Annotated in this window: 11 protein-coding genes and 1 pseudogene; 8 read left to right on the forward strand and 4 right to left on the reverse strand. The window is 45.1% G+C overall.

Going from position 1 to position 12,496, the window contains the following annotated elements:
* Positions 1–394 precede the first annotated feature (394 nt).
* Complete coding sequence (locus CWM47_RS10060; protein ID WP_157815935.1) at positions 395–850, forward strand: hypothetical protein; 456 nt, start codon at positions 395–397, stop codon at positions 848–850.
* 131 nt (positions 851–981) lie between these two features.
* Here CWM47_RS10060 and CWM47_RS10065 read toward each other — a convergent pair whose 3' ends face one another.
* Positions 982–1,365 carry a RidA family protein gene (locus tag CWM47_RS10065; protein ID WP_100987854.1) on the reverse strand — a complete coding sequence of 128 codons (384 nt, stop codon included), beginning with the start codon at positions 1,363–1,365 and terminating at the stop codon, positions 982–984.
* 588 nt (positions 1,366–1,953) lie between these two features.
* Here CWM47_RS10065 and CWM47_RS10070 point away from each other — a divergent pair.
* From CWM47_RS10070 to CWM47_RS10085, 4 genes are all read left to right on the forward strand, one after another.
* Complete coding sequence (locus CWM47_RS10070; RefSeq protein WP_157815936.1) at positions 1,954–3,315, forward strand: thioredoxin family protein; 1,362 nt, start codon at positions 1,954–1,956, stop codon at positions 3,313–3,315.
* A 73-nt stretch (positions 3,316–3,388) separates the two neighbouring features.
* Entirely contained in the window at positions 3,389–4,432 is a 1,044-nt protein-coding gene (locus CWM47_RS10075) for a hypothetical protein (RefSeq protein ID WP_157815937.1), read from the forward strand.
* 56 nt (positions 4,433–4,488) lie between these two features.
* Positions 4,489–4,809, forward strand: coding sequence for a TlpA family protein disulfide reductase (locus CWM47_RS10080; RefSeq protein WP_100987857.1), 321 nt, complete (start codon positions 4,489–4,491; stop codon positions 4,807–4,809).
* A gap of 88 nt (positions 4,810–4,897) precedes the next feature.
* Entirely contained in the window at positions 4,898–5,311 is a 414-nt protein-coding gene (locus tag CWM47_RS10085; protein ID WP_100987858.1) for a hypothetical protein, read from the forward strand.
* A gap of 394 nt (positions 5,312–5,705) precedes the next feature.
* Here CWM47_RS10085 and CWM47_RS10090 read toward each other — a convergent pair whose 3' ends face one another.
* Entirely contained in the window at positions 5,706–6,848 is a 1,143-nt protein-coding gene (locus CWM47_RS10090) for a TlpA disulfide reductase family protein (RefSeq protein WP_100987859.1), read from the reverse strand.
* A 105-nt stretch (positions 6,849–6,953) separates the two neighbouring features.
* The gene (locus CWM47_RS10095; protein WP_100987860.1) at positions 6,954–7,784 is read right to left on the reverse strand and encodes a hypothetical protein; all 831 of its coding nucleotides are present in this window, start codon (positions 7,782–7,784) and stop codon (positions 6,954–6,956) included.
* A 253-nt stretch (positions 7,785–8,037) separates the two neighbouring features.
* Between CWM47_RS10095 and CWM47_RS10100 the strand changes: the two genes are divergently transcribed.
* The 3 genes from CWM47_RS10100 to CWM47_RS10110 all read left to right on the forward strand — a co-directional run bounded on the left by CWM47_RS10100 (position 8,038) and on the right by CWM47_RS10110 (position 10,815).
* The gene (locus tag CWM47_RS10100) at positions 8,038–8,334 is read left to right on the forward strand and encodes a transposase (protein WP_100987861.1); all 297 of its coding nucleotides are present in this window, start codon (positions 8,038–8,040) and stop codon (positions 8,332–8,334) included.
* Between the two features lie 239 nt (positions 8,335–8,573).
* The gene (locus tag CWM47_RS10105; RefSeq protein ID WP_100987862.1) at positions 8,574–9,941 is read left to right on the forward strand and encodes an IS110 family RNA-guided transposase; all 1,368 of its coding nucleotides are present in this window, start codon (positions 8,574–8,576) and stop codon (positions 9,939–9,941) included.
* A gap of 7 nt (positions 9,942–9,948) precedes the next feature.
* Positions 9,949–10,815 carry an IS3 family transposase gene (locus CWM47_RS10110; protein ID WP_157815939.1) on the forward strand — a complete coding sequence of 289 codons (867 nt, stop codon included), beginning with the start codon at positions 9,949–9,951 and terminating at the stop codon, positions 10,813–10,815.
* A gap of 312 nt (positions 10,816–11,127) precedes the next feature.
* Here the strand turns inward: CWM47_RS10110 and CWM47_RS10115 are convergent.
* Positions 11,128–12,307, reverse strand: a pseudogene (locus tag CWM47_RS10115) (ISLre2-like element ISRsl1 family transposase).
* Between the last annotated feature and the right edge of the window lie 189 nt (positions 12,308–12,496).

Genomic DNA, 12,496 nt, shown 5'->3' on the forward strand with positions numbered 1-12,496 from the left:
GCATATTCTCAATAAATGCTCCCATTTGAGACGAAGGAGCGTTTATATATCTGCTTTAAGAAACGGGTATTGGTAATGGCTGAATTGTGTTGGTGCGCCAACTTATCAATTGGGGTTTTGCAATTGGCTATATAACCATCAACTATTGATTACAAAACTCTTACTCTCTAATGTTGTTGATTCCTTTCCATGACTAATTAACATCAGCACAGTTCAACCACTACCCAAAATCCTATTCAAATGAAATTCCCTTCATATTTCATGCCTATTTGGCCGAGTTGTTTGCTTTCAATCGACCCAGCTGTTTTTACAAGCGATCCGTCTTCACGGTTTGTCCAGTCATTCAGGGGGTTAAGACAATGATGATCCGTAGGCCGAAAATAAGGCCGATAGGGTGTCTGAACAAGATGAGAAATCTTTTTGGCAACGGCTATTTAACGAAAGAACAGTAGTGACACCAGCTGATAAGGAAGATTTAAGAAAGGTAGGACGTTTATTAGGTCGGATGGGTCTATTGCTGTGCGTTAATGTGTTTGCCTGTTATTTTGTTCCTTTCTTTCTCGCGTATGCTCATGAGTACTTAAATGGGTTCTTTATTCCGGACTCTTTGCGCTGGGAAAATGAGCATATTCGAAAAGAGCTGACTCAATTTTACCAAGTATCTGGCTTTGTTATTTTGGTCGAATGGCTTGGTTGGCTGTATGTGCTTTATCGATATAACAGGTGGTACAGTTCTTTTCTTCCTTATCCTCAATCGTTGGCCACCACTTTATTAGCCACATTCATAACCGGCGTTTTGATAACGGCTTCTAGCTTAAAGTGGTTTGGCTACTTCTTTCAACACCTTTAATGGACGTATGCGACTAACTAGAATTTACAGTTATTAAAAAATAATCGTCTCAAAATACGCTCGTTCTAAGTAAGAACATACAAAAACTGATAAGGCCGCTAAAACCGTTTATAGCGCTCCATTTAAAGTCTCTATTGGAGTGCAATGCATTCAACCGAAATTAAAATACCAGCTGGAAAAGGCATCACCTGAGGGGTACTACGTGCAGGGGGATTAGCAGGAAAAAACTCAGTGTACACTTTATTGATAACACTAAAGTCATTACCGGCCACCATAAAGATGGTGGTCTTCACCACTTTGCTTAAGTCGCTTCCCGCTTCTTCTAAAATGATTTTGATATTTTGAAAACATTGTCGGGTTTGCTGTTCAAAATCATCACTAATGACTTGGCCGGAGCTAAGATCAAAACCAGGCGTTCCAGATAAAAAAATAAAGTTGTCAGCAACAACTGCTTGGGGAAACACGTGGCTCATCCGTGGAGCTTTAGGGGTGTTAAAATTTCGCCTTTCTGCCATGTTTTTTTGTCATTTGGCCACCGAGGTTACCGCTAACCCGCTGATTGATACAGTTTGCATATAAAAATAGGCGACGTCTACTTTCTACTATCTGTACTGAGGGAAACTAATAAATGTCGTTTTGGTGCTTTAAGAAGTAAAGTACGAAGAGGAAATTAGTCTGTTAATAAGCAAACAGTCTTTACCTGAATCTTATTTAACCCTCCTATATGAGACGAACGAGTCTTCATCTATCTGCTTCTTAAATGGGGCGTTTCAAGAGGCAGTTAATTAAGTGATGTTTTAAACGCCAGCAGGAAGTGCGACAGGTTAAATCGTTTTTACCACAAGCAAAATTGCTTACTTATTAAGGCTCACTAGCCCGAATTTCAGCCAGGTTTTTTCTAAGCGCTAACAGTCCGCTTGTACGATTTAAAATCGCAACGGCGTATCGGCGATAATTTTCGTAGTGCGTTGTTGTGTCCCGTTTCCACCTAAAATCATTAGTAGCATCTGATACACATACCTTTCTAATAAACGGATTCATTCCAACCAATGGGAGTAGAGTTGGGTCTTCCTGTTCAATTCGTAAAGTATTTAGTTATAACGATGTTTTCTGCCCTACTAATTTCCAGTTTATTGAGCTTGATTCAAGTAGGCGATGAGCCGAAGGTCAACTTTTCTTCAGGAAGTTTTCGTCAGATTTTGGCGCAAGCCACTCTTACACATAGGCCTGTTTTCATTGACGTATCAACCAGTTGGTGCGTTCCTTGTAAAAAAATGGAGAAAGAGGCCTTCAATACGCCATCCATTGCCAAGAAGATAAATGACCATTTTATCGCCTATAAAATCGATGCCGAAAAAGGAGAAGGAGAATCAATAACCAGAAAATATCACGTAACGGCTTATCCGACCTTATTAGTTCTAAACGAGGATGGCACCCTACGGCAGAAAACGGTAGGCTATACCACGATCGCGACGCTAGCCAGTCAACTCGATGCGGCTCTAAAATTGCCTCGGCAGGGGCTCACCTTAACGCAATTGGCCGCCAGCTATAAACGGGGCAATCGAGAGGCATCTTTTCTATATGCCTATTTAGAGGCCTTACGCCAAGTAGATCTTGATGGGGCCGATGTGATTGACGCCTATATCGCCACGCTTCCCTGTGATCGCGTGTATGCTCCGCCCACGTTAAGACTCATGACTCAGATGGTATCGACGTCCCATTCCCAAACGTATGATTTGTTGCAAACGTATTTACGGAGCCAGGGAAAGTTACCCATTGATGCAGACCGAAACAGTCAACTCATTGGTAGCTTTTCGACCGCCTTACGCCATGATCTACAGGAGGCTATTGAACGAAACGATGAGGATTTATTTCGGATTGTTCTTCACCGAAAGCTTCAATTCAGCAAGTTGCTGGAAAGCATTACCCCCGAACGGGAAACCCAAATCATCCAAAACGAAACGATCAACTTTTATAAACGAACGGGTAATTTTCCGCCCTATAAAGTGGCGATCAGACCGTATCTAACGCACCTCCTCACCCTACCCGATGAGTCATCTCGAAAAATGGATTCGCTGAATTTCACCCGGTACTTAACGGAAATAGCCTCCTTGCCTGACTCGATTCGAAAACAGCACTATGCGGCCTATCTAACCGATCGAACGGATACCCAAGCGTATTATACCGCGCTCGAAATAAGTGATATAGCACGCATGTATTTAACCTATGCGACGGATCGGGGGGATTTACTCGAAGCGATCAATTGGTCCCAAAGGGCCATTGCCTTAACCCCACACCCTGATTTTCTGATCACCTATGCGGGTTTGTTAGCCAAAACGGGTCAGGTAGAGCAAGCTAGCCTGATTCAGAAAAAGGCACTGGCTGAGGCTAAAAAACGAGGGTTAGCTAGCCAGCCTTATCAAGCGGCCCTCGACCAATTCAATCGATCTTTACGCAACCGGTAAACAGAGCAGGGGTTCGGAAGGGGAATGATGTGTATTTACGTTTGAGGCTTACCTTATCAATAACCTATTCACCATGAGTACATTAAGGTACTTTATCTATCCACTTTTCTTTTGTTTAGGGCTTAGTTTGACGAGTAGTCAAGGCGCTGATACCCTGATCATAACGCTCCATCGAACGTTTCTGACCGCGCCGAAGATTAATCTAACCTCGGTTGACATGATTTCCTCGGAATCAATTCCCATTGGCCATGTCCTGCACCAGGAAACAAACCGAGTGGTTCTAGAAGTAGTCATTCCTGGTCCACAATTCGCTCTCCTGGAGATGGATGGGACTTACCTGCCCCTTTATTTAGAGCCAAGGCGCGATTTACAACTCTACATGGGTATCGCCGACCCCGCATCCACTCGATTCGAGGGGCATAACGCCATCGCTAATGGGTATCTGGCGAAAGCTAATGCGATTCGCCAACAGGCCGAGCAGTCAGCTGGTAGGCATTACACTCAGTTATCGCTGACTGAATTTACGACTCATTTGAAAGCCGTTAGGGGACAGTATGAGCGGCTTGATCAAACGGTTTTAGCCAAAACCAACCTGGCCGACTCGCTAAAAGAAGTACTGGGCGCTCGTAACCAAGTCGGTTTGATATTTATACAACAGAATTATGTGCTCGCTCATTATGGGGAAAAACTAACCCAAGTTCCTGACCTGCTGAAAGCAGTTGTTCAATCCCCGCTCTTTAATTCCCGATTTGTTCGGTTTAAGATGTCGGAGTATGCGGATGTCGCCCATGTCTATGTTAGTTACATTCTCCGTAGCCTGCTTTCTACGCCTGAGATGATAAGTGATTCGACTACTTCAGCCGTCGATCGATTCATTCAAAAGGCCTACTATTCTTTGGCTGAAAAAGACTATTTAAGGGCTAAAAATTGCTACAACTGGTTAACTATCAAGGGGATTACGCCCGCTACTGACCAACTCATCATTCAGTATAAAGCCAGTTTCCCGCATTCGTTATACCTTTCTACTCTGGCCCAACTTTATCAAAAATGGTCAGCTCTGGCGTCGGGTCAACCAGCTCCGGATTTTTATGGCGTGACGCCCAGGGGGATACCCTAGCGCTAAGTTCGTTGAAAGGAAAAGTGGTGTACGTGGATGTGTGGGCTACCTAGTGTTTGCCCTGCCGCGCGGAGTTTCCCCAGGCGAAGCAATTGCAACAGCAATTCTCGAGTACTTCGGGGGTGGTATTTTTGTATGTATCCATTGATCAGAATCAGGTAGCCTGGAAAAAATTGCTTCAGGACGATACTCACCCGACAGGTGTTCATATTAATCAGGCCTCGGTGGAACAGGCGGGTTCGCTGTGGAAACCTTATTTACTGATGGGCATCCCCCGTTATATACTAATTGATCAAAAAGGCCGAATAGTCCAGGCCAATGCGGATCACCCCTCCTCGGGGAAAGTAGCGGCCGCCATTCAAAAGTTACTGCTCTAAATGTACTGCCAATCTTGGTAATATGTCTTGTAATAATGGTACTACCCTTAAACTTGAACAAATTTAAACGAACTATAAACCTCAGACTATGAGCATACGAGTATTGGCTATCCTGTTACTGTGTGGGTTGGCCCAATCGAGTTTCGGCCAAGCCAAACCCGTCCGGACCAAAACCAATCTAGCCAAAGAAATTACTGGCGTGTGGGCACTGGTGGACAAGCCCACGGATACCGCTTCGGCCGGGAGTCGCCTTAAATTTATCATTAATGGCCATTGGAGCATGACTCAAGCGGATACAATGAGTCATGTTACCACTTTCCATCATGGGGGCAGCTATACACTGGCGGACAGCACCTATAGTGAAACAATAGGGTACGCCAATGGCAATACGGCTAATTACATTGGTACAACGACAGTGTTCTCGGTTCGACTAAAAGGGAATACCTTGTACTTAAAAGGGATTGGGAACCCCTGGAATGAGGTTTGGAAACGTCTTCGTTGAATCGTTTTCCCTAACCGTTGAGAGTCAGGTTAACAAAGCGGCTAAAGGGAAAAGGACTATGGAACTACAGTAAATCAAGACAGCAAATCCGAACCTGTTTTACTATACTCCATAGTCCCTCGATCCCATGTCATTTAATCTCCCCAAACGGTTCAATGAGCCAACAGGAATGACAGGCATCTACAACGTTACTGGGCTTTCAGAAAGACGCTTATCTAGTAGACGAATTTACCGTTAATAGCGCTAGCACAACTCACCGCTCTGGGAAGATAGGTTAGAACGGCATCTTTGCAAAAGCAAACGGCCTTCCCTTAGCGTGTAAATACTGGGGTACCGATGAAAAACCGGCTCTCTTGGCAACTGTCTCTTTTGCTTGTTTTCTAAGAAAGCCAATTCATTGACCAAAAATCGCTACTAACTTATTTCTAAGTTTATCCCGTCTCAGATTTTTTCCAACGATTTTACCATTGGAATCAATCAAAAAGTTTGAGGGCATTCCCGGTACGTTGTAAATAAGTACGCCTCGATTGTAAGCTCCCTTTAAATCCGATACCTGAGGCCAGGGCAATTGGTCTTGTTCAACGGCTTTCTGCCATCTTTCTCGATCGGTATCTAGGGAAACGCCAACAATTTCAAGTCCCTGAGGGTGGTACTGCTTATATAACTTAACCAGCTCCGGATTCTCCGCTCGACAGGGTATACAACCCGATCCCCAGAATTCTAAAAGGATATATTTTCCTTTGAAGTCAGAGAGCTTAACCGGTTGACCTCCTAAAGTAATCTGGCCGAAATCAACATAGTGATCGCCAAGGCCAATGTTGGAACTATGTTGTAGATATTCTTGGATGCGCTCCCCAATGCTTGAGCGTTGTAACTTCGTAGACAAACCCTTATAAAGCCGTTGAATGGTTGGTTTAGTTAACTCTTTTGTCAGCGTAAAGAGACGAAGAAACTCAACACTCACAAAAGAGTCAGGGTATTGCTCAATGAAGTTGACTTTGGTTGCTTGAACTTGCTTTTCTAACTCGACAAAACTGTCTTCAACACCTTGTCGAGCCGTCGAATCCTTGAATTGTAGTTTTCTTTTTACCGCCGCCAGGCTATCGCGCTTGTGCTGGATAGGCAGTAGAAGCGCTTTATACTGAAGGTTTTCATCTTCCGTTTTCGACCCCTTTAGAACTGCCTGTTTGAACGTATTTACATTTCCCGTTAGATACACACTATCACGATCAACCCAGAAGAAACCTACTGCACGATAGTTTGGATAAGCAGTAGCGATCGCTAGTTGTTTAGGCTCATTGAAATTGCCTTGTAGAACAAATTTATTTCCTTGAGATAGAGCTGAATCAATAACCATTTGGGTATCATAGTCAAATAAGGAAAGTTTGGTATTGTTTTCTAATCCGTCAATGATACCAATTATTACAAAGTGGTGCTTCTTTGGATCATCACCCCGATTTTGACCAATGCAGATGCAGGTCAGTGTCTGACAGATTAGTACCGTAAGTATAGTTTTCAAGATCATGTTGCTCTCCATGTTTGTTAGAAGACCCGTACTAGGATAAATCGTTGGATTTACTGTTCTATAAGTGTCATGGCTGTGGCCCCGCACCGGCGGACCGGCCGCTTCTATGTTAACAAGTCAGTGAATGAGGGTAAACCCTAACCAATCTAGAGCATGTTCATATTCGGCTAGTAACATCTTTTCAAGCACCTTATTTCGACTCATTAATTCACGCATGGCTGGCCGGACAACCTGACGCCTATCATCTGGGGTGGTCAATTGGGCTGTCCTTGCTTCTAAGCTCTTAACTTCGGCATAAAAGTCCGGATCATAAGGAAACGAGATCCATTCGTTGGTGAATGACCAGTTTATGATAGCTTCACTGCAAAAGGCTTCGATTAAGGGTTGATTTTGCACTGTTGGGTTATAGTTCGACTGAGCTATATCCCGTTGATTCAAGTGCCAGATAATAAGGCCATTAGGTACAGTTTCTGATCGTTCAAAGAAGCGACTGGCGATCTGCATTAAGGCAGGCATCGTCAAAACGGGTTTAGCAGGAGGGATGAATCCATTTATGATTATGCCCTGGCCTTGTAAGTAATAAGCCGCCATTGTCAAAAAATGGCGATTGAACACGGTATCATTGGCTATAGCTTGATGATAGGCTTCATTGGCTTGGCTAAGAGACATTCCTGGAGTAATTAAGCTACTAGGCTTGACGGACGAATAATTAGCTGACAAATAGTTTATGTACTGGCTGTGGTTATTAATAAGCTTCGCTAGAGAATAAGTTGGTGCTATTGTATCGATTGTCGCCATCAATTGAGACCTGTTTTGACCGATAGGAAACTCGACGACCTTGAAGACATGGGGAATCTGTCTCTTAACGTCCATCACAGTGCTAGGCTGACCAAGCACCATTGCACCGTGAAGAAAAGTCAATCCAAAACATCCGAACCACTTATTCATAGCGAACTAGGGGCTATACAATTAAATGTTATGGTAACTCAGAAGCCGTTTTAAAGAGTATTTTATTCGTAACTAATGAGTCCAATTTATGAATAATAGATTAACATAATACCGGACTTTTTTTCCGCGCAACGGCCGCCCACTCCAAAAGACTAACCAGCCTGTTCTCACGGTTCCTATAGGGAGGTTGATCTTAGTGGAGCTGCTACATTTGACTGGACATTAAGTTAAGGACGATCTAACTTAGTGGACCATGAAAACAAGGAGACAGTACGACGACGAATTCAAAAAGATGGCCGTGGAGCTTTCAGAGGCAAAAGGTTCTTTAAAAGCAACCGCTGAAGAGTTAGGCATAACCCCACAAATTCTAACCCGATGGCGCAGAGAACGAGTGGTGACTCCAGGTACTCCAGCCGTTAGCCGGGCCCAAGTGAGCCAAGAGCAACAAGAAATAGCACGCCTGAAAAAGGAGCTTAAACAGGCCGAATTAGATCGGATCGCCGAAGCGACGCGATATTTTAAAATCCCTGTACAGCGCATCCGCTGTTGAATAGCCTCAACAACTTACGTTCCCGCCAGAAACCCTATTTTTGGTTGACTTTCTGAACCAAGCCCCCCGCTTTTACTGGTACTTCCTAAAGTCCTTCTTAAAATCTGGGCTGGAGCGTATGATGCCTTTCTACTCGGAAGGCATTTGGTGAATTCATTGGTGATCGCTTCGGCGAATCCCGTACAGAAAACTCTTACGATCCCGATACGCTCCCGGAAGTCATTAACTACTAATGCCTTATGGAAAGCAGCCAAACTTCATTCAAGATTATCCATCCCCGTGCGGCAGGTATCGACGTGGGTTCACGCAGCCATTTCTTGGCTATTGACCAGAATAAAGACAATGTGCGTGAATTTGGGGTATATACCAAAGACCATCAGGAGATGATCAGTCATCTGCACCAGCATGGAGTGACCACGATCGCTATGGAAAGCACGGGCAGTTATTGGCAGACTTTGTTCAATGCCCTTCAGCAAGCTGGTTTTGACGTATTACTGGTTGGGGGAAACCAGACCAAGAATGTAAAGGGTAGAAAAACCGATGTAATTGATTGCATCTGGATCCAGAAGCTACACTCGCTGGGACTCTTATCAGGCAGCCTATTGTTAAGTGACACCTTCCAGCAGTTACGCACCTACTATTACCATCACCTGCATTTGGTCCAACAGTCGGCCCGCTATAGCAACAAAATGCAGAAGGCATTGCGGTTGATGAACATTCGTCTGGATGTGGTGCTTAACGACATCACTGGCCAGTCAGGCATGGCCGTCATTGAGGCCATTCTGGCCGGACAGCGTGAGCCCGAACACTTAGTATCACTGGTTAGCCATCGGGTCAAAAAGTCTCGTCAGGAGATTGCCGATGCCTTACAGGGTTGGTGGCGGGAAGAACTGCTCTTCGAATTACAGGCTTCTCTCGATTTTTACCGGCTGTATGAAAGTAAGATCAAAGCTTGCGATCAGGTCATTGAAACATTTCTGGTGAAGTATGCTCCCCAAGTCGAGGTGTCGGTGGATGAAAAGAAACAATTGAAAACCAACCGTAAGAGGGCCGGCAAACACGCGCCTGGTTTCAATCTATCGCATCTGGCCTACCAATATTTCCGAACCGATCTGTTTGCCATATCGGGTATCAGCTACAATACCGTTTTGTGTTTATTAACCAGCATGGGGCATGATATTCATAAATTCCCAACGGCCAAAAGTTTTGCCTGCTGGTTAGGTCTCGTGCCCAATAACAAAATCAGCGGAGGGAAGGTCATTGGCAATCGAACGCCTTCGGGGAAGAATTATATCGCCAAAGCCCTGCGCCATGCGGCCAATTCAATTGGAAATCAGAAAGATCACGAGATGACTCCTTTCTTTAAACGAATCGCGTTCAAAAAAGGTAGGCTGGCGGCTATTATCGCGACGGCCAGAAAGTTGGCTGTTATTATTTGGAATATGATCGTCAAAGCCGAGCCCTATCAAAAGAACCAAGCGGAATTAAGCAATGAGAAGCAGAAGGCGATGAAGTTAAAGTACTTGGACAAGAAATTACATGCCCTTCAACTAACCAAAGAGGAACTGGAGAAGCTGTTTTTAAAGCATTCATTATCAGTGATATAATAATGAGTTGTACAGAAAAGGCGGTCGGCATCTTCTCCAGGAGCGACGGGAAATATTCGGATTTATAAAGGCTCACCAACGTGAGTTCCCCGTTGAGACCGGTCCGCCGGTGCGGATGTGTAAAGTCCTGCTAGTGAGCCGCAGTAGCTATTATTATTGGCTAGCCCAACGACCTACCAAACGGGCAAGTGAAAATGAAGCTATCACTCAATTAATCAGCAGCTTATTCACGGCTAGTAAAGGCCGGTATGGGAGCCCCAAAATCACGCGGGATCTGAAGGCCAAGGGCGTAAAGGTATCCCGGCCCCGGGTGGCCAGACTCATGAAGCAGGCTAATCTGAAAAGTATCATTCAGAAGAAGTATGTGGTCACCACTACGGATTCAAAGCATACCTACCCAGTGGCCGAAAATCATTTGAACCGCCAATTTAATCCGGTCAAACCGGGCCAGGCATGGGTTTCTGATCTAACGTATATCCGGACTGGTGAAGGCTGGCTCTATCTGACCATCATCATGGATTTGTATGATCGAAAAGTGATTGGCTGGGCCTTGAGTACGTCCATGAAAGCTACTGAGACAACTATACCGGCTTGGCAGATGGCGATAAAAAACCGGCCAATCGAGCGGGACTTAATCTTTCACTCTGATCGAGGAGTGCAGTATGCTTGTCATGCTTTTACAAAACTGCTGAAAAAACACCCGCTGGTATTGCAAAGTATGAGTGGGAAAGGGAACTGTTGGGACAATGCCGTAGCCGAAAGCTTTTTCAAAAGCCTCAAGTCGGAGTTGGTGTATCAGCAAGAATTCCCAACGCAAGCCATGGCTAAACAGGCAGTCTTTGAATATATTGAAGTCTGCGGGGCCGCCCTTTAGGTTTGTGGCGTGGTAAGATTCTAAGATTTGGTAGCTTGCCAACAAGTGAACAGGGTGGGCTACCCTAGGGGGCCGCAGAGTTCCAGCTCTATGCGCGGATTCAGGACCCACCCTGTTTTACTTGCTTAAAGGCTCGAATGGAAATTCGGGGATACTGCCCCATTAGCAAGGGTTTGAGCATTGAAGCAAGGACTTGTTGAACACGGCACCGGCCGGCCTAAATTACTATCTCTTATGGACATTTGCTATTTCATCGGTGTTGACGTTTCGAAAGCCACACCTAGCTAGCTAGGGGTGCATTTCAAATTGTCGCTACGCGGCCATTGCGTAATTGAAGGGTTCGATATGTTTTCTAACCAACTCCCAGCGTTCGCTCATAAAGCAAGTGCGTAGATTTAGCACATGTTGAGCACCGGCCACACTCCAGCGTTGGCCCGATCGCTTCAGCCTTTTTTGGACCACCGTCCGGTGGGCTGATTCAATGGCTCCCGAACCGATTAACAGACCCCGCTTTTGATAACCCGCATAGTCCATCCGGTCGCGATTGGACTCCAGATAAGAACAAACTGAATCCCGTAAGCTCCTCTTAATACGTAAGGCTTTAATGTGCGCCAGGACTGAGTCTAAATCACTGTTTAATAGTAACTTACGTTGCCCCTCTATCCACTCGGACTGGCTCTTTTGAGTACGGTAAGCCGCCATACCTACCGTACCGATGTAACTCATGAGGTGCCAAAAGTCTAAGATCAACGTAGCCTGTGGGTAATGCGTGTTCATCAGTTGCCGAAGCCAAACCGCCCCGTCACTGATGAAGATCAGGTCCGCTCCCAAGGGCTTATAGCCATCCAAATGCGCCCGAAACTTAGGCGTAAAGTCGGTGGCAGTACCCAAATGAGCGGTAAAAAGTGACAAATCAATATGACCACCCCGATCGGCTACCGGACTCTGTTTGAGGGAAGTAGCCTCAAAAATACGCGATAGTTTGTTCTCTTTATACCCATTATCAGTCAGCAACATGGCCCCATCAGCTTGCACATAGACAATGCCTGTGAGCGGTTGGTCAGTAACTACAGGCTGATCTAAATCCGCTTCGATGACCCCGCCATAGTGGTTGGTAAGTCGGTAAATCTGAGTGGATGCAATCTTAAGCCCTAACAGCGTTTGGGCCACTTGGGCGGCTTGGTCGTACACCTCTAACTGGCCGAGGAAAACCAGCTTTTCCTGTAGGTAGGGACTGATGCCAAATCCGTTGGGGTGTTGGCTAAATAATTCACTGTTAGCAATTTGTATCTGTCCGTAACGCGTTGTCATCTTTTTTTTTACGTCGGTCAGTTGGCACATCACTCAGGCTTTTTTCCAAGACTTGCCGACCCAATTCCTGCCAAATTTCATCGAACGACTTTTCATAGTCGTAGAAAGTTGGCTTGCTTTTAAGTTGTTGCAGGTCTTGATATTTTTGGCGGGCCAAGGCTATGTATTCATCTTCAGTCATGCCCTAAGCTAACGACATCAGGCGACAATTTGAAATGCACCCGTTGCAAACGCTGCAAAAGATGTACCGCCATAGCAGTATCATTACCACAATGGGCTATCAGTCGAACTTCACGACACAAGATTTAGATGATGCCCTTGATAAAGTTCTAAATAATAGGCCTTAAAATATATTATATTGACATAGTAG

It is taken from the genome of Spirosoma pollinicola (assembly GCF_002831565.1).
In the GTDB taxonomy this organism is placed as follows: Bacteria; Bacteroidota; Bacteroidia; order Cytophagales; family Spirosomataceae; genus Spirosoma; species Spirosoma pollinicola.

Coding starts and splice junctions, on each gene's coding strand:
- CWM47_RS10075 (WP_157815937.1), top strand. CDS start 3,389: ATGAGTACATTAAGGTACTTTATCTATCCACTTTTCTTTTGTTTAGGG.
- CWM47_RS10085 (WP_100987858.1), top strand. CDS start 4,898: ATGAGCATACGAGTATTGGCTATCCTGTTACTGTGTGGGTTGGCCCAA.
- CWM47_RS10065 (WP_100987854.1), bottom strand. CDS start 1,365: ATGGCAGAAAGGCGAAATTTTAACACCCCTAAAGCTCCACGGATGAGC.
- CWM47_RS10095 (WP_100987860.1), bottom strand. CDS start 7,784: ATGAATAAGTGGTTCGGATGTTTTGGATTGACTTTTCTTCACGGTGCA.
- CWM47_RS10070 (WP_157815936.1), top strand. CDS start 1,954: ATGTTTTCTGCCCTACTAATTTCCAGTTTATTGAGCTTGATTCAAGTA.
- CWM47_RS10100 (WP_100987861.1), top strand. CDS start 8,038: ATGAAAACAAGGAGACAGTACGACGACGAATTCAAAAAGATGGCCGTG.
- CWM47_RS10105 (WP_100987862.1), top strand. CDS start 8,574: ATGGAAAGCAGCCAAACTTCATTCAAGATTATCCATCCCCGTGCGGCA.
- CWM47_RS10090 (WP_100987859.1), bottom strand. CDS start 6,848: ATGGAGAGCAACATGATCTTGAAAACTATACTTACGGTACTAATCTGT.